22 protein-coding genes are annotated in these 21,692 nt (G+C 72.6%); 11 read left to right on the top strand and 11 right to left on the bottom strand.

Going from position 1 to position 21,692, the window contains the following annotated elements:
- Positions 1-4: 4 nt before the first annotated feature.
- Complete coding sequence (locus tag ACMCNN_RS21600) at positions 5-430, top strand: cytochrome c oxidase subunit 4 (RefSeq protein ID WP_412742332.1); 426 nt, start codon at positions 5-7, stop codon at positions 428-430.
- 58 nt (positions 431-488) lie between these two features.
- Here ACMCNN_RS21600 and ACMCNN_RS21595 read toward each other — a convergent pair whose 3' ends face one another.
- The 4 genes from ACMCNN_RS21595 to ACMCNN_RS21580 form a co-directional block, all read right to left on the bottom strand.
- Positions 489-698 carry a hypothetical protein gene (locus tag ACMCNN_RS21595; protein WP_412742331.1) on the bottom strand — a complete coding sequence of 70 codons (210 nt, stop codon included), beginning with the start codon at positions 696-698 and terminating at the stop codon, positions 489-491.
- A 164-nt stretch (positions 699-862) separates the two neighbouring features.
- On the bottom strand, positions 863-1,927 hold the full coding sequence (trpD, locus tag ACMCNN_RS21590) for an anthranilate phosphoribosyltransferase (RefSeq protein WP_412742330.1): 1,065 nt from the start codon (positions 1,925-1,927) through the stop codon (positions 863-865).
- 40 nt (positions 1,928-1,967) lie between these two features.
- The gene (locus tag ACMCNN_RS21585; protein WP_412742329.1) at positions 1,968-2,429 is read right to left on the bottom strand and encodes a hypothetical protein; all 462 of its coding nucleotides are present in this window, start codon (positions 2,427-2,429) and stop codon (positions 1,968-1,970) included.
- Positions 2,430-2,480: 51 nt separating this feature from the next.
- The gene (locus tag ACMCNN_RS21580; protein WP_412742328.1) at positions 2,481-3,509 is read right to left on the bottom strand and encodes a cytochrome c oxidase assembly protein; all 1,029 of its coding nucleotides are present in this window, start codon (positions 3,507-3,509) and stop codon (positions 2,481-2,483) included.
- 108 nt (positions 3,510-3,617) lie between these two features.
- Between ACMCNN_RS21580 and ACMCNN_RS21575 the strand changes: the two genes are divergently transcribed.
- From ACMCNN_RS21575 to ACMCNN_RS21560, 4 genes are read left to right on the top strand one after another with little or no spacing between them, the layout of a single operon-like run.
- Positions 3,618-4,217 carry a heme-copper oxidase subunit III gene (locus ACMCNN_RS21575; protein WP_412742327.1) on the top strand — a complete coding sequence of 200 codons (600 nt, stop codon included), beginning with the start codon at positions 3,618-3,620 and terminating at the stop codon, positions 4,215-4,217.
- A gap of 46 nt (positions 4,218-4,263) precedes the next feature.
- Positions 4,264-5,112 carry a c-type cytochrome gene (locus ACMCNN_RS21570; protein WP_412742326.1) on the top strand — a complete coding sequence of 283 codons (849 nt, stop codon included), beginning with the start codon at positions 4,264-4,266 and terminating at the stop codon, positions 5,110-5,112.
- 37 nt (positions 5,113-5,149) lie between these two features.
- Positions 5,150-6,250 (top strand): ubiquinol-cytochrome c reductase iron-sulfur subunit, encoded by a 1,101-nt coding sequence (locus ACMCNN_RS21565; protein WP_412742325.1) that lies wholly within the window; start codon positions 5,150-5,152, stop codon positions 6,248-6,250.
- Positions 6,247-7,863: a cytochrome b gene (locus ACMCNN_RS21560; protein ID WP_412742324.1), complete on the top strand. Its 1,617-nt coding sequence runs from the start codon at positions 6,247-6,249 to the stop codon at positions 7,861-7,863. The genes ACMCNN_RS21565 and ACMCNN_RS21560 overlap by 4 nt, the downstream gene beginning before the upstream one ends.
- 56 nt (positions 7,864-7,919) lie before the next feature.
- Here the strand turns inward: ACMCNN_RS21560 and ACMCNN_RS21555 are convergent, their stop codons facing one another.
- The 5 genes from ACMCNN_RS21555 to ACMCNN_RS21535 all read right to left on the bottom strand — a co-directional run bounded on the left by ACMCNN_RS21555 (position 7,920) and on the right by ACMCNN_RS21535 (position 13,443).
- Entirely contained in the window at positions 7,920-8,207 is a 288-nt protein-coding gene (locus tag ACMCNN_RS21555) for an Lrp/AsnC family transcriptional regulator (protein ID WP_412742323.1), read from the bottom strand.
- A 96-nt stretch (positions 8,208-8,303) separates the two neighbouring features.
- A complete protein-coding gene (locus ACMCNN_RS21550; RefSeq protein WP_412747239.1) occupies positions 8,304-9,140 on the bottom strand; it encodes a sugar phosphate nucleotidyltransferase in 837 nt (278 codons plus the stop codon).
- Positions 9,134-9,652 carry an NUDIX hydrolase gene (locus tag ACMCNN_RS21545; protein ID WP_412742322.1) on the bottom strand — a complete coding sequence of 173 codons (519 nt, stop codon included), beginning with the start codon at positions 9,650-9,652 and terminating at the stop codon, positions 9,134-9,136. The genes ACMCNN_RS21550 and ACMCNN_RS21545 overlap by 7 nt, the downstream gene beginning before the upstream one ends.
- 41 nt (positions 9,653-9,693) lie before the next feature.
- Positions 9,694-11,481, bottom strand: coding sequence for a RelA/SpoT family protein (locus tag ACMCNN_RS21540; RefSeq protein ID WP_412742321.1), 1,788 nt, complete (start codon positions 11,479-11,481; stop codon positions 9,694-9,696).
- 162 nt (positions 11,482-11,643) lie between these two features.
- Complete coding sequence (locus ACMCNN_RS21535; RefSeq protein ID WP_412742320.1) at positions 11,644-13,443, bottom strand: DEDD exonuclease domain-containing protein; 1,800 nt, start codon at positions 13,441-13,443, stop codon at positions 11,644-11,646.
- A 103-nt stretch (positions 13,444-13,546) separates the two neighbouring features.
- On the opposite strand from ACMCNN_RS21535, the gene ACMCNN_RS21530 reads away from it, so the two are divergent.
- From ACMCNN_RS21530 to ACMCNN_RS21515, 4 genes are all read left to right on the top strand, one after another.
- Positions 13,547-14,911 (top strand): NYN domain-containing protein, encoded by a 1,365-nt coding sequence (locus ACMCNN_RS21530; RefSeq protein WP_412742319.1) that lies wholly within the window; start codon positions 13,547-13,549, stop codon positions 14,909-14,911.
- Between the two features lie 123 nt (positions 14,912-15,034).
- Positions 15,035-15,253 (top strand): hypothetical protein, encoded by a 219-nt coding sequence (locus tag ACMCNN_RS21525; protein ID WP_412742318.1) that lies wholly within the window; start codon positions 15,035-15,037, stop codon positions 15,251-15,253.
- Positions 15,254-15,320: 67 nt separating this feature from the next.
- Positions 15,321-16,577 (top strand): M48 family metallopeptidase, encoded by a 1,257-nt coding sequence (locus tag ACMCNN_RS21520; RefSeq protein ID WP_412742317.1) that lies wholly within the window; start codon positions 15,321-15,323, stop codon positions 16,575-16,577.
- Complete coding sequence (locus ACMCNN_RS21515) at positions 16,577-17,701, top strand: glycosyltransferase family 4 protein (RefSeq protein WP_412742316.1); 1,125 nt, start codon at positions 16,577-16,579, stop codon at positions 17,699-17,701. The genes ACMCNN_RS21520 and ACMCNN_RS21515 overlap by 1 nt, the downstream gene beginning before the upstream one ends.
- A 76-nt stretch (positions 17,702-17,777) precedes the next feature.
- Here ACMCNN_RS21515 and ACMCNN_RS21510 read toward each other — a convergent pair whose 3' ends face one another.
- On the bottom strand, positions 17,778-18,446 hold the full coding sequence (locus tag ACMCNN_RS21510) for a response regulator (protein ID WP_130511446.1): 669 nt from the start codon (positions 18,444-18,446) through the stop codon (positions 17,778-17,780).
- Between the two features lie 7 nt (positions 18,447-18,453).
- Positions 18,454-20,142, bottom strand: coding sequence for a GAF domain-containing sensor histidine kinase (locus tag ACMCNN_RS21505; RefSeq protein ID WP_412742315.1), 1,689 nt, complete (start codon positions 20,140-20,142; stop codon positions 18,454-18,456).
- Positions 20,143-20,237: 95 nt separating this feature from the next.
- On the opposite strand from ACMCNN_RS21505, the gene ACMCNN_RS21500 reads away from it, so the two are divergent.
- On the top strand, positions 20,238-20,690 hold the full coding sequence (locus ACMCNN_RS21500) for an SRPBCC family protein (RefSeq protein ID WP_412742314.1): 453 nt from the start codon (positions 20,238-20,240) through the stop codon (positions 20,688-20,690).
- Positions 20,691-20,719: 29 nt separating this feature from the next.
- A complete protein-coding gene (locus ACMCNN_RS21495; protein ID WP_412742313.1) occupies positions 20,720-21,670 on the top strand; it encodes a hypothetical protein in 951 nt (316 codons plus the stop codon).
- The last annotated feature ends 22 nt before the right edge of the window (positions 21,671-21,692 follow it).

Genomic DNA, 21,692 nt, shown 5'->3' with positions numbered 1-21,692 from the left:
CCAGATGAAGACCGAATACAAGATCTTCAGCGGGGTAGCTCTCTTCCTGTTCGGCGCCGCCGCCGTCTACGGGACGTGGACGCACCTGGCGAATGAGCACACCGAGTGGGTCGGCACCGTGGCGCTGATCCTGTCCGGACTGCTCTGCGCGATGTGCGGCGGGTTCTTCTGGTTCGTGGCGCGCCGCATCGACCTGCGCCCGGAGGACCGGCCGGACGGCGAGATCGTCGAGGGCGCCGGGGAGATCGGGTTCTTCAGCCCGGGCAGCTACTGGCCCTTCGGGCTGGCGCTGGCGGCGGCCATCGCCGCGACCGGCCTGGTCTACACGATGTGGTGGCTGGTCGGGGCCGGGTTGATCTCGGTCATCTTCGCGGCCTGCGGCCTGCTCTTCGAGTACTACTCCGGGACCCGGCACCCCGCCGAGCACTGACCGGTAGTCGACGCGACGGCCCGCGCCCCCGCCCGGGGACGCGGGCCGTCGTCGTTGCTCAGGCCGCGCGGCGCTGCTGCGGGGCCACCCGGTGACCCCACGTGCCGCGGGGCTGGAACCAGACCCGCAGCGTGGCGGGGACCAGCACCTCCGCCGTACCGCAGCCGGGGCAGATCAGCTCGGGGCAGTCGTCGGCATCCTCGCCTGTCGCCATCTCGAACACCATGTCGCGCCGGCAGGTCGCGCAGTGCATCTCGCGTTCTCGCACGGGTGTCTCCTCTTCGCCGGAAGGTGGAATTACCCGAAATCCTGAACAAAACGCTGTCATGCGAACGGGGCACAGCGGTGGACGCTGACCGGCGTGTCGCGCGCCCAGCTCAGGCCGTACCCAAGATGATCTTTTGCACAGCGTGGCCGGGCGTGATCATCGCCTCAGGCGGGCTCGGCGGCCTTCGCCGCGCGGGCCGCCGCCACCCAGCGCTCCAGCAGTGCCGTCGCGGCGCCGGAGTCCACCGTCGCCGCGGCGCGCTCGATGCCCGCCCGCATGTCGTCCGCGAAACCGCCGGGGAAGCCCGCGTGCGCGGTCAGCGCCGCGGCCGCGTTGAGCAGCACCGCGTCGCGGACCGGGCCCTTCTCGCCGGCGAACGTCCGCACCGCCACGTCCGCGTTGAAGGCCGCGTCACCGCCGCGCAGATCGCCGGGGGCGCTGCGGGGCAGGCCGAGGTCCGTGGCGTCCACCAGGGCCTCCTCGACCGTGCCTGCGCGGGCGATCCAGACCCGGGTGGGCGCGGCCGTGGTGAACTCGTCCAGGCCGTCCTCGCCGCGCATCACCAGCGCCGAGTCGCCGCGGCGGGCGAAGACGTGCGCCATCACCGGTGCCATCCGCAGGTCGAAGCAGCCCACCGCCGCCGCGCGCGGCTGCGCGGGGTTGGTCAGCGGGCCCAGCATGTTGAAGAACGTCGGTACGGCCAGCTCCCGGCGGGTGACCGCGGCGTGCCGCATGCCGGGGTGGTAGCGGGCCGCGAAGCAGAAGCCGATCCCCGCCTCGGCCACCGTGCGGGCCACGCCCCGGGGGCCCAGGTCGAGGGGGATGCCGAAGTACTCCAGCAGGTCCGCGGTGCCGCAGGCGGAGGAGGCGGCCCGGTTGCCGTGCTTGACCACCCGCACCCCGCTGGCGGCCACCACGACCGCCGCCATAGTGGAGATGTTCACGGTGTGGGCCCGGTCACCGCCGGTGCCCACCACGTCCACCGCGTCGGCGCGCACGTCGTCGGGCAGCGGGACCAGCGTGGCGTTGCTCAGCATCGCCTCGACCAGCCCGGCCAGCTCGGCCGGGGTCTCGCCCTTGGCGCGCAGCGCGATCGCGAACCCCGCGACCTGGACCGGGGTGGCGTTGCCGGTCATGATCTCGCCCATCGCCCAGGCGGTGTCCCGGGTCGACAGCTCCTCGCCGCGCAGCAGCGCGCTCAGCAGGTTCGGCCAGGTGCGTGCGCCCATGGCGGGGCCTCCGTCCGGGGGTACGGCGGGTGGTGGACGATCAGCCGATCTGGCCCAGCGGCACGGCGCCGGCACGGCGGGCGCGCAGCATGCCGGCCACCGTCTGACCGGTGGTGACCGGGTCGAGCGGGTACACCAGGGTCTCGTCGACCTGGGCGAACGCGGCCAGCCAGCGGTCGGCCGCGCGGGCGATGACCACGCAGGTGGGCGGCGGTACGCGGTACTCGTCCTTCACCTGGCGGGCGATGCCCAGCCCACCGGCCGGTGCGGCCTCGCCGTCGAGGACCATCAGGTCGATCTCGTAGTCGTCGAGCAGCTGCCGGCATTGTTCCCAGGTGGCCGCGTCGACGAACTCGACCGTCAGGTCGGCGGCGGGCCGTTGGCCGATCGCCAGCCGGATGCGGTCGCGCACCGCGGGATCGTCGCTGTACAGCAGGATGGTGTACCGCTCCGGCTCGGTCCGCGCCGTGGCTGCGTCCCGGTGGCTGTGTGCGTCGCTCATGTCGTGCCCGGCTCCCACGCTCGTAGCTGCCCGCTGATCGTAGCGAACCGGTTATTCGGAGTCCGGTTGCGGGCGCGTCTGCGTCCCGGCGAGCCGGGCCTGTTCCGCGCCGTCCTGCTCCCCCGGATCCACGCTCTGCTCGCGGTCCTGCTCAGCGGCCTGCTGGCGGGCGCGCTCGGCGGCCTCCTCGCGGTCGAGGGCGCGGTCGATGCGGCGGGCCTCGCGCTCGGACTGGCGGATCCACTGCACGACCAGGATGCCGAGCATGGTGACGCTGACGATCTCGCCGCCGGCCCACAGCACCCCACCCGCCACGACCTGGTCGTTCTGCGGGTCCGCCCAGGCGAGGTGCAGCGACGGGTACCAGTCGCCGCCGAGCAGGGTCTTGCTCTGCATGATCGTCAGGCCCAGCACGGTGTGGAACGGCACGGACAGCACCATCAGCAGCGCCCGCGCCGGGTACGGCCACCGGTTCGGCAGGGGGTCCAGGCCCAGCAGCGGCCAGAAGAACAGGCAGCCGGTGAGGATGAAGTGGGCGTGGATGAACTCGTGCGCCCACGGGTGTTCGAGGGTGTACCGGTAGAGCCCAGTGAAATACAGCACGAACGGGTTGGCCACGAACAGGCCGAAGGCGACCAGGGGGTAGGTCAGCACCCCGACCACGCGGCTGTGCAGCACCTTCAGCAGCCTGCGGCGCGCGGGCGGGGCCAGCGTACGCAGGGCCAGCGTGACCGGGGCGCCGAGCGCGAGGAAGATCGGGCCGACCATGGACAGCACCATGTGTTGCACCATGTGCACCGACAGCAGCGTGGTGTCGTACGCCTCCAGCCCGCTGACCGTCACGGCGGCGATCGAGCCCAGCCCGCCGAGCAGGAACGCGACCGACCGGCCGGTCGGCCAGGCGTCCCCGCGTCGCCGCAGGCGGTGCACCCCGTACGCGTAGAGGGCGGCGGCGACGAGCAGGCCCAGCGCGATCAGGCTGTTCAGCCGGATCTGGGTGAAGATCTCCGTCGCCGTGAACGGCGGCGGGACAGTGTCCCCCGCCGCGCCCGCGAGGGTGGGGGTTTCGACGAGCTGCACCACCTGAGGCTAGGACTTCGCCGGGGTGGCCCGGTCACCGGGCGTCGACACGTACCGGATTGGGCCCCCCGCGACACGTTGCGGTGATCGCGGGGCAATAATGAGCCCGTGACAGCGGCCCCAGCCATCGACAAGAGCCGGATCCACTCGCTGACGCGCCCCAACATGGTGAGCGTCGGGACGATCGTGTGGCTCTCCAGCGAACTCATGTTCTTCGCGGCGTTGTTCGCGATGTACTTCTCGATCCGCGCTGCGGACTACCGCATGTGGGAAGAGCACACCCCCGAGCTGAACGTCCCGTACGCGACGACGTTCACGGTGATCCTGGTGCTCTCCTCGGTCACCTGCCAGCTCGGCGTGTTCGCGGCGGAGAAGGGCGACGTGTTCGCGCTGCGGCGCTGGTTCGCCATCACGTTCGTGATGGGCCTGATCTTCGTGCTCGGCCAGGCGAACGAGTACCGCAACCTCGTGGCCGACGGCATCGCGCTGAACAAAGACGGCTACGGCTCGATGTTCTACCTGACGACCGGCTTCCACGGCCTGCACGTGTGCGGCGGTCTGATCGCCTTCATCGTCTACATGATCCGCACCACGATGGGGCGGTTCACCCCGGCGCAGGCGACGTCGGCGATCGTCGTGTCGTACTACTGGCACTTCGTCGACATCGTGTGGATCGCGCTGTACGCCATGATCTATTGGCTGCAGTAGCCGCCGCCCGTCCCCACCAGGCCGCAACTCAAGAGGACTCAGGCCCATGACTTCAGACACCCCCGCCGGCCGGCGTTTCCGGGTGTTCCGCCGACGGCGGTCGGCACCCACCCGGGCGCGCCGGCGTCTCGGCGCGGCGACCCGCATGATCGCCGCGCTCGCTCTGGCCGGTGGCGTCTACACCGCCTTCGCGCCCGGCGCGTTCGCGGAGGACAACCGCCAGCTCTCCGCCGCCGCGCAGGAGGGGAAGGCGCTGTTCGACAACAGCTGCATCTCCTGCCATGGGCGCGACGCCCGCGGTGTCGAGGGTCGCGGACCCAGCCTGATCGGCGTCGGCTCGGCTTCGGTGGAGTTCCAGGTGGGCACGGGCCGGATGCCGATGGTCCGGCAGGAGGCCCAGGCCGAGCAGAAAGTGCCGGTGTTCAGCGCCGACGCGATCAAGCAGCTCGGCCAGTACATCCAGGAGCTGGGCGGTGGGCCGCAGCTGCCGACCGGGCCGCTGACCGTCGACCCCGAGGACGACGCCGGCGCGCTGTCCCGCGGCGGTGAGCTGTTCCGCCAGAACTGCACCTCCTGCCACAGCTTCGGCGGTGCCGGTGGCGCGCTGTCCTCGGGCAAGTTCGCCCCGAGCCTGCACGACGCCACCCCGGAGGAGATCTACGCCGCGATGCTGACCGGCCCGCAGAACATGCCGGTGTTCGGCGACAACGAGATCACCCCGGACCAGAAGCGGGAGATCATCAGCTACATCACGTACCAGCTCCAGCAGGACAAGGACCCGGGTGGCCTGTTCAACCTGGGCCGGTACGGGCCGGTCACCGAGGGTCTGGCGATCTTCCTGGTCGGCATCACCATCCTGGTCTTCACGACCCTGTGGATCGCGGGCAAGTCATGACCGAGCGCATCGAGAGCAGGACAAGAAAGGCACGGCCATGACCGTTACCAAGGACGAGGGGCAGACCGGCGGCACCCAGCCGGTCGACCTCAGCGACCCGCGGTTGTCGCGCTTCGAGATCGTGCGTGAGGGGGCGCGGCGCGACGACATCGAGATCGTCACGTACGAGTCGCAGTTCCCCGCGCCCGGCACGAAGGCGGAGAAGCGGATCGAGCGGGCCATCGCCCTGCTGTTCGTGATCGCCGGGATCATGGCGATCGGGTTCGTGGTCGCCTACATCTGGTGGCCGTGGGAGTTCAAGCTGGGCAACACGCCCAGTGACTACTACACGCCGATCCTGGGGATCTCGCTCGGCATCGCGCTGCTCTGCATCGGTCTGGCGATCCTCGCCTGGGCCAAGAAGCTGCTCCCGCACGAGGTCGCGATCCAGGACCGGCACGAGGGCGCGTCGAGCTCCGAGGATCAGCAGATCACCGGACAGACGATGCTCTTCACGGTCGACGAGCTGGGCATCCAGCGGCGGCCGCTGCTCAAGGGCGCGGTCGCCCTCGGCCTGGCGCCGATCGGGCTGGTCGCGGCCGCGCCGCTGATCGGCGGTCTGATCAAGAACCCGCACAAGCCCGACCGCGGCCAGGATCCGCCGCTGTTCCGCACCGGCTTCACCCCGCGGGACGGCCAGAAGATCCGTCTGACCCGCGAGGACGGCAGCGCGATCCGGCCCGAAGACGTCAGCGTCGGCGGCCAGATCACGGTCTTCCCGGGCATCCCGGGCGGGGCGACCAACGACTTCGCCGACTCGCCGACCCTGCTCATCCACCTGCGGGCGGACGACGCGGAGACGGCGCGGGGGAACGCGGCGCCGATCAACAAGAACGCGATGTGGGGCAACTACCTCGCGTACTCGAAGATCTGCACCCACGCCGGCTGCCCCGCCAGCCTGTACGAGCAGATGACCAACCGGTTGCTCTGCCCGTGCCACCAGTCGCAGTTCCTGATCACCGACAACGCCCGGCCGATCTTCGGGCCCGCCAGCCGGAGACTGCCTCAGCTGCCCATCACGGTGGACTCTGAGGGATACTTCGTGGCGAGCGAGGATTACCGCGAGACCGTGGGCCCTGACTTCTGGGAGCGGCCATGAAGCGCCGAAAGCTGGACCTCGGTGCGATGCCCGGCGCCGCCGCGGCCGGAATCGACGAACGATTCCAGGTCGCCACGCCGCTTCGCCGCCTGCTGAACAAGGTCTTCCCCGACCACTGGTCCTTCCTGTTGGGCGAGATCGCGCTGTTCTCGTTCATCATCCTGCTGCTCAGCGGCACCTTCCTGACGCTGTTCTTCGACCCGTCGATGCAGGACGTCACGTACGACGGCGCCTACCTGGCGCTGCGTGGCCAGGAGATGTCGGCGGCGTACGCGTCGTCGCTGCACCTGTCGTTCGAGGTACGCGGCGGCCTGTTCATGCGCCAGCTGCACCACTGGGCGGCGCTGCTGTTCATGGCCTCGATCGTGGTGCACATGGCGCGCGTGTTCTTCACCGGCGCGTTCCGCAAGCCGCGCGAGGCGAACTGGGCGATCGGCCTGATCCTGTTCCTCCTGGGCTTCCTGGAGGGCTTCACCGGCTACTCGCTGCCGGACGACGGCCTGTCCGGCACGGGTCTGCGCATCGCCTCCGCGATCATGCTGTCCATCCCGGTGATCGGCACCTGGCTGTCGGCGTCGGTCTTCGGCGGCGAGTTCCCCGGTCACCTGATCATCGGCCGGTTCTATATCGCGCACGTGCTGCTGATCCCGGCCGGCCTGCTCGGTCTCATCAGCGCCCACCTCGCGCTGGTGTTCAAGCAGAAGCACACCCAGTGGCCCGGCCCGATGCGGACCAACTCGAACGTCGTCGGCGAGCGCATGTTCCCGCGGTACGCGCTCAAACAGGGCGGCTTCTTCATGACCGTCTTCGGCGTCGTGGCGTTGATGGCCGGCCTGTTCCAGATCAACCCGATCTGGCTGTTCGGGCCGTACCGGGCGTACGAGGTGTCGTCGGCCAGCCAGCCCGACTGGTACGTCATGTTCATGGACGGCCTGGTCCGGCTCATGCCGGCCTGGCAGATCACCCTGCCGTTCGGCGACGGGTACAGCATTCCGCCGCTGTTCTGGCCCGCGGTCGTGGGGCTGGGTGCGCTGACGACCGTGCCGATGTTCTATCCGTTCATCGAGGCGCGGCGGCTCAAGGACAAGCAGACGCATCACCTGCTCCAGCGGCCCCGCGACGCGCCCGAGCGGACCGGCGTTGGCGCCATGGCGTTCACGTTCTTCCTGGTCGCCACGATCTCCGGCGGCAACGACGTCATCGCGGACAAGTTCCACATCAGCCTGAACGCGATGACCTGGGCCGGGCGTATCGGCCTGATCCTGCTGCCGCCGCTGGCGTACTACGTCTCGTACCGGATCTGCCTGGGCCTGCAGCAGCACGACCGTGAGGTGCTGGCCCACGGCCTGGAGACCGGCATCATCAAGCGGCTGCCGGACGGGCGCTTCGTGGAGGTGCACCAGCCGCTCGGCCCGGTGGACGACCACGGCCACCCGTTGCCGCTGGGCTACGCCGACTGGGTCGTACCGAAGAAGATGAACCGGGTCGGGGCGCTCGGCCCCGCGATCAAGGGCTTCTTCTTCCCGGTCGAGAAGCCGGCGGAGGCCCCGGTGTCGCCCGCCGTGCCGTCGGTGACCCGCGAGGAGCGCGAGGAGATCACCTCCGGTCGCTGATCCACCCGCACGACGAAGGGGCCCGCGGACGGCGGGCCCCTTCGCTGCGTGTGAGGTCAGTCCGCGTCGGGCAGGCCGATCGCGAACGCGTCCTCCAGGTCGTGCTTCGAGTACGCCCGGAACGCGATGTGCGACTCGGTGTTCAGCACGCCGGGGGTCTTCGAGATGCGGCCCGCGATGACCTCGGCGATGTCGTCGAAATGCGGCACCCGGACGATCGCGATGAGGTCGACGTTGCCGGCCACCGAGTACACCTCGCTGACGCCGGGCAGTTCCGCGAGCGCCTGAGCGACCTCGGGGATGGAATCGGTGGCGCAGTCGATGTGCACGATCGCGGTGTTCACCTGCGGGCTCCTCGCTCCAGGGCCGGACGGATGCGCTCATGCTATCCACGCCGGTGTGTGGTGACGGCCAGACGGTACCGGCGATGCGGTGACGGGTCAGGCGGTAACCGTCAGGCCCGTGTCGGCACGGATCACCTCACGCAGGCGTTCGCCCGCGGCGACCGACGCGCCGGGCCAGACCACGCACCGGTCCACGTCTCCGAGTACAAGCGCCCCGGCTCCCACCACTGACTGCCGGCACCGGCCCGTGACCGTCGCCGTGGGGTCGATCAGGCTGCCGTCGCCCGCGGCGTGCAGGTTCGCCGCCAGGTAGTCGGCCGGGGTGCCGGTGTCCAGGTACAGGCCGTCGTAGTCCACCAGCTCCAGCGCGCCGTCCGCCTCGGCGGGCCGCCACACCGTGCGTACCAGGTCGCTCGGCTGCGCCGCGAGGTCGCGGACCCGCTGCCAGGGCAGCAGGGAGAACCCGGCGAAGCGGCGGCCGCTGAATCCGCCGGCCGCGCCCGATGCCATCGGCCGGGTCAGCATGCGTACGGTCTGGCCGTCCCAGCCGTCCAGCAGCGCCGCGATGTCCTTGCCGGGCTCGCACCGCGGATCCGCCAGGTACGCGTCCGCGTTGCCCACCAGCACGCCGCGCCCGTCGATCCAGTCGCGCAGCCGGCCGATACCGCCGGATGTACCCAGCGGGCCGTCCGGCTCCACGGACAGGTGTGCGCGCCCGTCCACGTGGTGCACCACCTGCTCGGCCAGGTAGGCGGCGTTGACCGCGGTGGAGTCCGGCCCGGCGAGCCCGAGCCCGGCCAGCCGGTGCAGCGCCCGGTCCAGCAGCGCCACGTTGCCGACCGGGCACAGTGCCTTGGGCAGCCGCTCGGTCAGTGGTCGTAGCCGCTGCCCCTCACCGGCGGCCAGCACGACCGCGCAGACGGCGATCACGATGCGCCGTCCTCGGTGGCGGCCGGGCCGATGCCGTAGACGCCCAGCAGCAGCTCCGTGTTGACGGTCAACCGCGGCAGGTCGTCCAGCGGGAACCAGCGGGCCTCCAGCACCTCGCCACCGTCCACCACCAACTCCGTACGCGAGGCCGGCACGGCCGCCGTGAACACCGTGTCGACCCAGCCTCTGGTGTGCACGACGGCGTTGGGGACCGCAGGGGTCAACGCCGTGGGGTCGAGCGCCACGCCGGACTCCTCGAACAGCTCCCGTGCGGCACCCACCGGGGGCGGCTCGTGCCGCTTGAGCAGGCCCGCGGGCAGACCCCAGCCCCGGCCGGGAGGCTGACGCAGCAGGAGCAGCCGGCCGGGTGCCGGTGCCTCCGAGTCGTGGAGCAGCGTCACGGCCCCGACGAGGTACTTCGGCGAGACGAGCCGGACCAGGCGGCGCCGCGCGCGCCCCGGCAACCGGTACAACACCTGGTACGCGTAGCCACGCAGTCGCCGCCGAAGATTCACCCCATCAGGCTATCGGGGCGCCGTGGTGGGCCGCCGCCCCGTCAGTCCGGGTGATCCACCAGCGCGATCAGCTGCTCGACCACGTTGTCCGGCTCCAGGCTGCGCTCGGTGACCGCCACCAGCATGGTCTCCAGGTCGGGGTAGCCGAGTTCCTCGGCGAGTCGGCGCAGCGGCACCTCGCTGGCCAGCCCCCGGTCGTGCTTGCGCAGGGTCAGCCCGATCGTGGCGCGGCCCAGCCGGACCTTGTCGGCGATGCTGATGCCGGGGGCGTCCGCCTCGGCGAAGTAGCGATTGATCTGCATCTGGGCGTGCGGCGACTTGACGAAGCCCAGCCACTCCTTGCGGGGGCCGCTCGGGGCGTCCGGCTCCACCTCGACGTGCCCGTTCGTCTCTGTGAAGATCTCCACCACGTCGCCGTCGCGCAGCGGGGAGCTGAGCGGGGCCAGCCGTCCGTTGATGGTGGCGGCGAGGCACTGGTCGCCCGTGTCGGGGCTCAGCTCGTACGCGAGATCGACCGGGGTGGAACCGGCGGGCAGCTCGACGGTGCTGCCGTCGGAGAACACCTGGATCTGCGCCTCGGCCAGGTCGCAGCGCAGTGAGGCGAGGAACTGGCCGGCGTCGGTGGTCTCCTGCTCCCAGTCGAGCACCCGGCGCAGCCAGGTGAGCTGGTCGGAGCCGGGGGTCTCGGTCGATTCGGTCTTCGGGTAGCGGAAGCCGGTGGCGACGCCGTACTCGGCGCAGCGGTGCATCGACTCGGTGCGGATCAGCACCTCGACGAGGCGGCCGTCGGGGCCGGTGACCGTCGTGTGCAGCGAGCGGTAGAGGTTGTTCTTCGGCGAGGCGATGAAGTCCTTGAACCGGCCGGCGACCGGCCGCCACCGGCCGTGGATCGCACCCAGGGCGGCGTAGCAGTCGGTGTCCGGGCCGTCGATCACCACGGCGATGCGGGGCAGGTCGAAGGGCACCGGATACTCCCCGGCGACCGTGTCCTTCCATATCGAGTAGTAGTGCCGGGGCCGCGGAGTGACCTTGGCGTCCACGCGGGACCGGCGCAGCGCGGTCAGGGTCTTGGTGGTGACGTCGGCCAGGTACTGCGCCCAGCCGGGGCGGTTCTTCACGTGCTCGTCGATCCGGGCGTACGCCTCCGGGTGCAGGTGGTACAGCACCACGTCGTCGAGGTCGCGCTTGAGCGCCTGGATGCCGAGCCGGTCGCAGAGCGGCACGAGGACGTCCAGGGTGGCCGTCGCGATGCGGGCCCGCGAGGCGGGGGAGCGGGCGTCCAGCGTACGCATGTTGTGCAGGCGGTCGGCGAGCTTGATGACCAGCACCCGGACGTCCTTGCCGGCCGCGACGATCATCTTGCGGATCGTTTCGGCCTCGGCCACCTTGCCGTAGAACGCCTTGTCGAACTTGGTCACGCCGTCGACGAGGTGGGTCACCTCGGGACCGAAGTCGCCGTGCAGGGCTTCCAGGGTGTAGCTGGTGTCCTCGACCGTGTCGTGCAGCAGCGCCGCCACCAGGGTGGTGGTGTCCATGCCCAGCTCGGCGCAGATCTGGGCGACCGCGAGCGGATGAGTGATGTACGGGTCGCCGCTCTTGCGTTTCTGCCCCTCGTGCATCGCCGCGGCGATCGAGTAGCTGCGCCGCAGCATGCCCACGTCCGCCGAGGGGTGTACGGCCCGGTGGGTCCGGGTCAGCGCGGCGACGGGGTCGTCCTCGCCGCCCTGGAAGCTCAGCAGGGACCGCAGGCGCTGGGTCAGAGTGGTCTCGGAGGGGGCCGTCGACAGGGCGCGGCCAAACGCGGCGCCGTGACCGGCGTCGACATCCACCCCGGACACCCCCTCACCGATCTGTCACGCGCACGCACGGAACACCTTCGGGGCTTGGCCGGCCCACCGGAACGGTCGGCTCACCGAGTGCCGGCAGACGCGCTGCCGACCGTCGAAACAACGGCTCGCCGAAGCCTCGACTCGCCGGTAACCCCGCGTGCCCTACAGCCTATGCGAGCGGCGGTCATCCGAACGGTCAGTTACCGATGAGCAAACGGCCGAGTCCCGGCCGGAGGCCGCGGCTTCCGCCCTGCTGAGCAGGCTACTGAACCGCGCGGCGCCACGGGCCGGTGACACCCAGTCACCAGAAGTTTCCACCAAGCGGGTATCGGGCCGGTCGAGCCACGCCAGGATCCGTTCCGTCTCCTCGGCGGACGCGGCCGGCACCGGGCCCGGCCCCGGCCGCACGGTCTCGGCGGTCGCCCGGGCCGCGTCCAGGGTCGGGCGCGGGTGCTGGCGTGGGGGAGAGGTCGCCGCGGCGGCCAGCCGGCCGTGCCGGACCACGATGATCTCCCAGCCGCCGATCGCGTCGCGGCGGGCCGCGACCAGCTCGGGCAGCCGGGTCAACGACCCCAGGCGCTGCATCCGGACCGTGGCCCGCAACATGGCGATCAGCCGGGACCGGACCACCGCCGCCTCCTCGTAGCGCTGCCGATCGCTGAGCGCGGTGATGCGGGCCAGCAGGGCGTCCACGATCGGTTCCGGGTCGCCGTGGGTGGCCGTGCGGAACGGCTGCGCCGCGCGGTGCGCGTACTCGTCGGTGGTGATCCGGTGTTCGCAGGGTGCCGGGCAGCGGCCCAGCTCGGCCAGCGCGCACGCCGGGGTGGGGGTGCGCACGGACAGCCGATGGGTGCACTGCCGCAGCGGGACGGCGTCGTGGAACCCGGCGGCGGCGAGCTCCGCGGTGCGCCGGGAGGAGAACGGCCCCAGGTAGGTCGCGTCGTCGTCGGCGAGCTGGCGCACCACGGACAGCCGTGGATACGCCTCCGTGGTCAGCTTCAGCCACACCACCCGCTCCGGGTACTTCGACCGCCGGTTGTACGGCGGCGCGTGCGCCGCGATCAGCCGCAGCTCGCGCACCTCGGCCTCCAGCGCGTGCGCGCACTCCACCGCCTCCACCCGGGTCGCCGCGGCCAGCATCTCGGAGATCCGGGCCCGCTTCTCGCTGGCGGTGAAGTACGTCCGGACCCGGGTGGCGATGTCCTTCGACGTGCCGACGTAGAGCGCACGGTCGTCCGCGCCGCGGAAGACGTACACCCCGGGGGCGTGCGGCAGGCCGTCGGCCAGATGCCGCTTGCGCCGCTGGGTCGGGGTGACCGCCTTGGCGAACTCGATCGCCTCGCCCAGCGTGTGCACCCGGTGGCCGCCCAGCCGCTCGATGAGGCCGTGCAGCACGTCGACCGTGGCGCGGGCGTCGTCCAGCGCCCGGTGGGTGGGCTCGACCGCGGCGTGGAAGAACCGGGCCAGCGTGCTGAGCTTGCGGTTGGGCACCTCGTCGCGGGTCAGGACCCGGCGGGCCAGCGCGGCGGTGTCGACGACCCGCGGCTGCGGCCAGGGGTAGCCGTGCCGGGCGCAGGCGGCCTTGAGGAATCCCACGTCGTAGGGCGCGTTGTGGGCGACCAGGACCGCGCCCCGCAGGAACTCCAGCAGGCTGGGCAGCACCACCTCGATCGGCGGGGCGGGTGCCAGCATCGCCTCGGTGATGCCGGTCAGCACCGTGATGAACGGCGGCAGCCGCTCACCGGGGTTGACCAGGGTGGCGAACACCCCGAGCTGCTCGCCGCCCCGCACCTTCACCGCGCCGATCTCGGTGATCCCGGCGCCGTCGGCGGCGCCGCCCGTGGTCTCCAGATCCAGCACCACGAACGTCGTGTCCCGCAGCGACAGCGCCGCCGGGGCGACGGAGCCGTCGGCGCTCAGGAGGGTGTCCAGAGTGCCCTGCACGTATGCCGGTTGTGCCACGGCGGGCACATTAGGGCGGGGGTACGACATTAGCCGGGGCCGCGGCGAAAGTGATCGCCTCCGCCCGGGGCGGTCGGGTCGGGCGCGGTGGGAGACTGGTGGCATGTCCGCGGTTCCCTCGTTCGACGACCGCCTCCCCGAGGAGGCGGTCGTCGACGTGTCCGGGGCCGAGCCGGCTCTGCCCGAGCCCGTCCGCGCCAGGGTCACCGCCCTGGTCGCCGCGGCCCTGCCCGCGCTGAGCGCCGACGAGGTGCCGGTGGCGCTGCGGCGGGTGGTCCGGTTCGCGCCGAACCGCCGGGCCAAGCTCGGCGCCGCGGCGATCGCCGCCCAGCTCACCGCGGACCCGCTGTTCCGGCAGCGGGTCGGCGTCCGGATCGTCGCGGAGGCGGGCGACCTCGGCATCGCGATCACCGACGGGCTCGCCCCGGCCGCCGCCGACCCGGTGGAGGTCGCCGCGCTGGCGTATCTGGCCCGCCCGGAGGGCTGGCGGGCACTGGTCGAGGCCGCCGGCGACGCCGTGCGCGCCGAGGCGGACAGCGCCGCCGTGGCGGGCCTGGTCCGTGACGCCGAGCAACGGGCCACCCGAGCGGAGCACGACCGCGCGGTCGCCAAGGTGGAGGCGGACAAACTGCGCGACGAGCTGGCCCGCGTCCGGGAGGAGCTGGGCCAGGTGCGCGAGGAGGCCCGCGCCGCCGGGCGCGCCCTGCGCGAGGCGCAGGCCGCGCAGAAGCGGGCCAGCGATCTGCTGGCCACGGAGAAGGGCCGCGCGGCCCGGGCCACGGCGGACCACGAGGCAGAGGTACGCCGGTTGCGCGCGAAACTCGCCGAGGCGGAGACGGCCGCCGCCAGCGGTCGGCAGACCGCCCGGGACGCCCGTGCCGCCGACGAGGCCCGGCTGTGGCTGCTGATCGAGACGATCGGGCAGGCCGCGTCCGGGTTGCGCCGGGAGCTGGCGCTCGGGCCCTCCGACCGGCTGCCCGCGGACTTCGTGGCCGACGCGGCGGCCGACCGTCCCGGCCAGCAGGAGCGGTCCCGGCCGCGCGCCCAGGACACGGATGATCCGGCGCGGCTCGACCAGCTGCTGGCGCTGCCGCGGGCGCACCTCATCGTCGACGGGTACAACGTGACCAAGCGCGGCTTCGCGGAGATGTCGCTGGAGAACCAGCGCAAGCGGCTGATCACCGGGCTCGGCGGGATCGCGGCGCAGACCGGCGACGAGGTGACCGTCGTGTTCGACGGCGCGGAGCGGGTGCACGGGCTGCCGCCGACGCCGCGCGGCGTACGGGTGCTGTTCTCGCGCAAGGGCGACACCGCGGACGAGCTGATCCGCCAGCTGGTGCGGGCCGAGCCGGCGGGCCGGCCGATCGTGGTGGTCTCCTCCGACCGGGAGGTGGCCGACGGGGTCCGCCGCCACGGCGCCTATCCGATGGGCGCGGATTCGCTGCTGCGCCGCCTCGCGCGGTCCTGACCCGTTCTTGTCGTACCCCTCGCATAGCGTGATGGTCACCGATGGTGGTCGGTCCGCGACACCTTCCCCCGTCGACCCTCCGGGTCGGCATCGCGGCCCGTCACCGGTGCGGAGGGAGCAAGGATGATCATCGATTGCGGGCGGTGCGTCGAGCGGACCGAGGCATGCCACGGCTGCCTGGTCAGCACGCTGTACGACACTCCCGACGGCATCGCCGATCTCACCCCCGGCGAGCTGCGCGCCGTCGAGACCTTCGAGCTGGCGGGGTTCGAGGTCGAGTTGCTGGCGACCCCGCCGCCACCGGTCGCGGTGCCGCTGCGCCGCGCCCGCCACGTCGCATGATCACACGTTGCGTGATCATCGGCGGCGGTTCTCTACGATGAGCGGCCATGAGCCCGCGAGCTGACGGATGACCCCCCGACTGTGGGCGGTCTGTGCCCTCGCCGTCCTGATCATCGCCGGAGTCGTGGCCGCGGCGCTGACCGTGCCGTGGCACCGTCCGCCCGCCCCGCGCGCCGACCAGCTGGCCGCGCTGCGGGAGTTCCCGGCCGCGCAGGTGGCCCGGTCCCGCGCGTTCCACGCCGAGCTGCGCCCCGCCACGTACGGCGCGCTCGTGCTCGGGCTGGTCGCGGCGCTGGTGCTGGGGCTGACCCCCTTGGGGGCCCGGCTGGTGGAGCTGGCCGGGCGCCCGTTCGGCGGGCACTGGATCGCGCAGGCCGTGCTCGGCGGGCTCGCCGTGGTGTTCCTCCTCGAGGTGATCACCCTGCCGTTCGCCGCGTGGCGGCACACCATCGCCGTCCGGTACGGCATCTCCACCCAGTCCTGGGGCGCCTGGACGGTCGACCTGCTCAAGGGGTACGCGGTCGGCGCGGTGCTCGGCGGGATCGTCCTGTTCGGCTTCTTCGCCGTGGTGCGCCTGGCGCCGCGCTGGTGGTGGGCGTTCGGGGCGGCCGGGGCCGCCGCGCTCGTGGTGCTGCTGTCGTTCGTGCTGCCCGTGGTGGTCGAGCCGATCTTCAACAAGTTCACCCCGATGGCCGACGGGCCGCTGCGCACAGAGCTGCTGGCGCTGGCCGCCCGCGACGGGGTGCCGGTGCGCGACGTGCTCGTGGCGGACGCGTCCCGCCGCACCCGGGCGGTCAACGCGTACGTGTCGGGGTTCGGGCCGACCCGGCGCATCGTCGTGTACGACACGATGCTGACCGAGGCCACCCCCGCCGAGGTGGTCTCCGTGACCGCGCACGAGCTGGGCCACGCCAAGGATCAGGACGTGCTCACCGGCACCCTGCTCGGCGCGCTCGGCGCCGCGACGGCCGTGGTGGCCCTGTTCCTGCTCGGCGGGTGGAGCCCGTTGCTGCGCCTGGCCGGGGTGACCGGCATCGGCGAGCCCCGGGCGATCGCCCTGCTGCTGGCGGTGAGCACGGTCGCCGGGCTGGTGGCGGGTCCCGCCCAGGCGTTTCTCACCCGCCGGATCGAGGCGCGGGCGGACGCCCACGCGCTCACGCTGACCGGCGACCCGGCGACCTTCGAGTCCATGCAGCGCCGCCTCGGCACCGTCAACCTCGCCGACCCGGACCCGCCGACCTGGGAGTACGTCATGTCCGCCTCGCATCCGTCCACCGTGGAGCGGATGGCCGCCGCCCGCGCGTACGCCCGCGGTGAGCGCTGATGGGCCGTACCCTGCTGGTCACGAACGACTTCCCGCCCCGGCCCGGCGGCATCCAGCAGTTCGTGCACAACCTGGCCGTACGCCAGCCCGCCGGCTCCGTGGTGGTCTACGCCTCCACCTGGCGCGGGGCGGAGAAGTTCGACGCCGAGCAGCCGTTCGAGGTGGTCCGCGAGCGGACCGGGGTGCTGCTGCCCACCCCGGCGGTGGCCCGGCGGGCGGCCGAGCTGGCCCGCGCCCATGACTGCGACACGGTCTGGTTCGGCGCGGCGGCCCCGCTCGGGCTGCTGGCCGAGGGGTTGCGGCGTCGGGCCGGGGTGCGCCGGGCGGTCGGGGTGACCCACGGCCACGAGATCGGCTGGGCGGCGCTGCCCGGCGCCCGGCAGCTGCTGCGGCGCATCGCCGACGGCACCGACGTGCTGACGTACCTGGGGGAGTATCAGCGGGTCCGGCTCGCGCGGGCGCTGGGGGAGCGCACCGAGTTGCACCGGCTCGCGCCGGGCGTGGACGTCGACGCGTTCCACCCCGATGTGGACGGTGCGGCCGTGCGCGCCCGGTACGGCCTCGCCGACCGGCCCGTGATCGTGTGCGTGTCCCGGCTGGTGCCGCGCAAGGGCCAGGACGCGTTGATCCGCGCGTTGCCCGGGGTGCGCCGCCGGGTGCCCGGGGCGGCCCTGCTTCTGGGCAGCGGCGGGCCGTACCGGAAGACCCTGGAGCGGCTGGCCCGCGAGCACGGCGTCGAGTCCGATGTGGTCTTCACCGGCTCGGTGCCGTGGGCCGAGCTGCCCACCCTGTTCGCGGCCGGCGACGTGTACGCGATGCCGTGCCGGACCAGGGCCGCCGGACTGGACGTGGAGGGGCTCGGCATCGTCTACCTGGAGGCGTCCGCCACCGGCCTGCCGGTCGTCGGCGGTGACTCGGGCGGCGCCCCCGACGCGGTCCGCGACGGCGAGACCGGTTACGTGGTCGGCGGGCGGGATCTCGACGCGCTCACCGAGCGGCTGGTCGAGCTGCTGTCCGACCCCGCCAGGGCCCGGGCGATGGGTGCGGCGGGCCGGGCGTGGGTCGAACGGGAGTGGCGCTGGGAGCAGCAGGCGGACCGGATGGCCGCCCTGCTCCACGGCTGACTTCGTCCGGAACCGCCGTCAGTGTCCGGAAAGACCGATCCGCCCGGCAGGTTGCCGGGCGGATCGCGACGGTGGATCAGAACTTCGGGGCGTCCGGCGCTTCCAGCAGCCCCAGCCGCAGCGCGGTCATCAGGGCCTGGGCCCGGTTCGCCGCGCCCAGCTTCTCGTACAGCTTGGAGATGTGGGTCTTCGCCGTGGACTCGCTGACGAACAACTGCTTGGCGATGCCCGCCACGCTCATGCCGTCGGCCAGCAGGCGCAGCACCTGACCCTCGCGCGGCGACAACTGCGGCCCGGACGGGGCGAGCCGCCGCTTCATGGCCTCGGCCAGGTCGGCTGCCGTGAACGCGCTGGGCGCGCTGGCGGCGTGCCGGGCGGCCGCGACCACCTCGTCGGCCGGTGCGGTCTTGGGCACGAACGCGCTGGCCCCGGCTTCCAGGGCGCCGAAGAGCTGGTCGTCACCCGCGTACATGGTCAGCACGACGATGCCCATGTTGGCGTTGTTCTTGCGCAGCGCGCGGGTGGCCTCCAGGCCACTGCCGTCCGGCAGGCGCAGGTCCATGATGACGACGTCGGGCTGCAGGGCACCGGCCTGCCGGACCGCCTCGGCGGCCGTGGCCGCTTCACCGACGACCTCGAACTGCCGGTCCCGCTCGAATGCGTGCCGCAGCCCCTTACGGATCAGATCATGATCGTCGACAAGCAGCACCTTGGTGCGGGTCGTCGGCAACGGACTGGTCGACATGCTCGGGTTACTCTCCTTCTGGTGCAGAAACGCTATCCCGCACGCTATCGCGCCGAGTCGAAGTTCCAAGCTTTACCGCAACGGTTGTCCCGCTGGGGTGTCGCGGTCTGATCTCCAGACGGCCCCGGATACGTTCCGCTCTCTCCGCCATGATCGCAAGGCCGTACCTCCCGTCGGGGCGGTCGTCGGCGAAGCCCTTGCCGTCGTCAGAGACCTCGATCTCCGCGTACGGCGGGTCCACCGTGCAGGTGACCCACAGATTAGATGCCCCGGCGTGCTTACGCGCGTTGGTGATCGCCTCCTGCGCGATGCGCAGCAGTTCCGCCTCCGTGGCGGCGGGCAGCCGGGCGGTCGACTCGTCGAAGGTGAAGTGCACCCGCAGCCCCGCCGAGGTGCCGAGCGTGCGGGCGTACTCGGCGATCGCCGCGGCCAGGCCGCCGTTGCGGTCCACCTCCGAGCGCAGCTCGAACAGGCTCAGCCGCAACTCGGTGATCACCCGGGTCACCTCGCCCCGCAGGATGCGCAGCTCCTCGGCGGCCTCCTCGGCTCCCTCGGGGAGGGTGGCCTGCGCGTTGTCGATCCCGTAGCCCACCATGACCAGCTCCTGGGCGACTCCGTCGTGGATCTCCCGGGCGAGTCGCTGGCGCTCCTCGTTGGTCGCCAGCGACCGGACGTCGTCGAACAGCAGCGCCGCCTCCAGCCGCAACGCCGCCGGGCCGGTCACCTCCAGCACCCCGGACACCACGGCCGGCGGGTAGGCCTGCGGCACGTCGGACTCCAGGATCACCAACCCGATCGTGCGTACGCCCGCGACCAGCGGCACGACCAGCGAGGACACCTCGGCCCCGGCATGCGTACGGGCCTGGGACCGGCTGGCCACCTGCGGCTGCTGCGAAGCCCACGCGTCCGCGATGGCGGAGTCCGCGTCGAGCGTGACCTCCCAGTCGACCCGTTCCGCGCCGGTCTGGGCGAGCACCACCAGCCGCCCGCCGCCGCTGGCCGACAGCACGGCCGCGCGGTTGCCCGGCGCGGCCACCCGCAGCTCCTCCAGCAGATGCTCCGAGATGCCACCCGGATCCAGGGTCGCGCCGGGCAGGGACCGGGCCACGCTGCGCAGCTGGGTGAGCAGCCGAGTGGCCTCCGCGTACGGTTGCGGCTGCTGCTCGGCGGGCTGCATCAGCTGGCGCATCGTGTCGGCGGCGAAGGTGACGATCGCGCCGAGCACCAGCCACTGCCCGCAGGCCGCGAGGTATCCCGGCTGGGTGATCGGCGGGACGCCGCCGCCCATCAGCCCGCCCGCGACCATCGCCACCGCGGCGACGCCCAGCAGCGCGGCCCCCTCGGTGGGCCGGCGGCGCAGCGCCGCGGTCAGCAGCGGCACCGCCAGGTAGGGCAGGACCGCCTCGGCGCCGAACCCCGCGTCGACCGTGCCTGTCAGGTCCGCCGCGGCGGCCACCGACCCGGCCGCCAGGCCGGTGATGGTGACCTCCGCGAACCGGCCCAGTGGCGCCGCGATCCGGTGGTCCGGGGTGAGCAGCGCGGGCAGCGCGGCGATCGCCAGCAGGGCGATCCAGCGCAGTTCCGCGAGATCCTGCGTGGCGATCAGGGTCAGCGCGCCGACCAGTGCGAGCATGACGATGCGGGCGGCCACCGCGAGCGGCTGGACCCGCGCGGGGGTGCTGGCTGAGGTTGGCACGTGACGGATGGTAGCCCTGCTGCGGCCGCGGCCCACGAGGTGCGCCGCCGGGCCCGGTGGCCGGGATCCGGGCCGGGACGCGGTAGCCTCCGAGCATGGCGGACACCTCGACGCAGTCCATCCAGGTCCATGCGCCCCTCGACCGGGTGGCCGCGGTGATCTGTGACTTCCCGAAGTACCCGGAGTGGGCGGACGCCATCAAGGAAGTCCAGGTCATCGAGGAGTACGAGGACGGCTACGCCAGCCAGGTCCGCTACGTGATCGACGCGGGCGTGATGAACGACGAGTACACCCTGCAGTACGAGTACGCCGAGGACCTGTCGCGCGTCGAGTGGCACCTGGTCGCCCCGTCGAAGACGCAGAAGTCCCAGCGCGGCTCCTACGACCTGGCCGACAACGGCGACGGCACCACCACTGTCACGTACACCCTCGAGGTGGAACTCGCGATCGGCATGCTCGGCATGTTCCGCCGCAAGGCCGAGAAGATGATCATGGATACGGCACTGAAGCAGCTCAAGCGCCGCGTCGAGAGCCTCGCCGGGGCCTGAGCGTCCGGCAGGCAGGCAGGAGCACGAAGATGCCAGGCACCACCGGGTCGGCCCGGCAGGAGGCCGAGCGACTCGTCGCCACGGTGCTCGCCATGGCCGGCCAGCATGGCTTCCCCGGCGCCGACGGCGGCCGGGACGACACCCATTCGGGTACGGCCGCCCGCGTCGCCGACGGGCTCGGCGTGCTCGGCGACACGGTCGCGGGGTTCCTGGGCCAGCTCACGAGTCCCCGCCCCGGTGCCGGTGCCACCGCAGCCGACTCCGGCGCCGGTCCGCGCTCCGGCAACCCGCACGCCCCACAGCCGGAAACCGACGCGCGGACGGGCGGCCCGACCGGCGCCGGCCCGCAGCCCGGCGGCCGTTCCGGACCCGGTCAGCACGCCGGTGGCTGGGCCACCGGGAGTGCCGAGTGCTGTGTGTGTCCCCTCTGCCGGGTGATCACCAACCTGCGTGACCCCAGCCCCGACATGGCCGAACGGCTCGCGACCGGGGCGGGCGACTTCGCCACGGGCATGGCCAGCCTGCTGCGGGCGTTCTCGGCGATGGCCGCGCAGCGTCCCCCCGCTCCGCGCCCGGCCGACCCCGGGACCGCCGGGCCGGTGCCGCACCCCGCGTCCGACCCCGACAGCACCTGGTCCGCCGCCACACGCGCCGAGGCGGAAAGGCCGGCGGCAGCGCCACGCCCGCCCACGCCCGGGGTCCGCCGCGGCGCGGGCCGTGGCACGGTCCGTACCGGCTCCCCGGTGCCCCGCCCCGGCGGGCCGCGGCCGCGCCCGTACGAGGACCCGTGGGCCGCCGCGACCGCCGACGCCGATGGTGGCGTTCCCGACATGGCGCCGTCGCCCTCCGTGGATCATGATGTTCCCGGCCGTACGGCTCACCCCGGATCGGTGGGGGCCGGGACCACGCCGGTCGCAGCGGCGACCGAGGACCGCGCCGCGGGCACGGGCGACGACGCCCCAGCCGGCGCCGCGGGGTGAACAAACAGAGGGGACGGGCAGC

Origin of the sequence: Krasilnikovia sp. MM14-A1004 (assembly GCF_047159485.1) — a bacterium.
In the GTDB taxonomy this organism is placed as follows: Bacteria; Actinomycetota; Actinomycetes; order Mycobacteriales; family Micromonosporaceae; genus Actinoplanes.
The sequence above is the reverse complement of the archived record's forward strand: the minus strand, read 5'-3'. Positions and strand labels throughout refer to the sequence as shown.

Excerpts from the sequence above, each read along its gene's own strand:
- ACMCNN_RS21600 (WP_412742332.1), top strand. The coding sequence starts at position 5 with ATGAAGACCGAATACAAGATCTTCAGCGGGGTAGCTCTCTTCCTGTTC.
- trpD (WP_412742330.1), bottom strand. The coding sequence starts at position 1,927 with ATGGGCGCACGCACCTGGCCGAACCTGCTGAGCGCGCTGCTGCGCGGC.
- ACMCNN_RS21585 (WP_412742329.1), bottom strand. The coding sequence starts at position 2,429 with ATGAGCGACGCACACAGCCACCGGGACGCAGCCACGGCGCGGACCGAG.
- ACMCNN_RS21570 (WP_412742326.1), top strand. The coding sequence starts at position 4,264 with ATGACTTCAGACACCCCCGCCGGCCGGCGTTTCCGGGTGTTCCGCCGA.
- ACMCNN_RS21565 (WP_412742325.1), top strand. The coding sequence starts at position 5,150 with ATGACCGTTACCAAGGACGAGGGGCAGACCGGCGGCACCCAGCCGGTC.
- ACMCNN_RS21560 (WP_412742324.1), top strand. The coding sequence starts at position 6,247 with ATGAAGCGCCGAAAGCTGGACCTCGGTGCGATGCCCGGCGCCGCCGCG.
- ACMCNN_RS21530 (WP_412742319.1), top strand. The coding sequence starts at position 13,547 with ATGTCCGCGGTTCCCTCGTTCGACGACCGCCTCCCCGAGGAGGCGGTC.
- ACMCNN_RS21525 (WP_412742318.1), top strand. The coding sequence starts at position 15,035 with ATGATCATCGATTGCGGGCGGTGCGTCGAGCGGACCGAGGCATGCCAC.
- ACMCNN_RS21520 (WP_412742317.1), top strand. The coding sequence starts at position 15,321 with ATGACCCCCCGACTGTGGGCGGTCTGTGCCCTCGCCGTCCTGATCATC.
- ACMCNN_RS21515 (WP_412742316.1), top strand. The coding sequence starts at position 16,577 with ATGGGCCGTACCCTGCTGGTCACGAACGACTTCCCGCCCCGGCCCGGC.
- ACMCNN_RS21510 (WP_130511446.1), bottom strand. The coding sequence starts at position 18,446 with ATGTCGACCAGTCCGTTGCCGACGACCCGCACCAAGGTGCTGCTTGTC.
- ACMCNN_RS21500 (WP_412742314.1), top strand. The coding sequence starts at position 20,238 with ATGGCGGACACCTCGACGCAGTCCATCCAGGTCCATGCGCCCCTCGAC.
- ACMCNN_RS21495 (WP_412742313.1), top strand. The coding sequence starts at position 20,720 with ATGCCAGGCACCACCGGGTCGGCCCGGCAGGAGGCCGAGCGACTCGTC.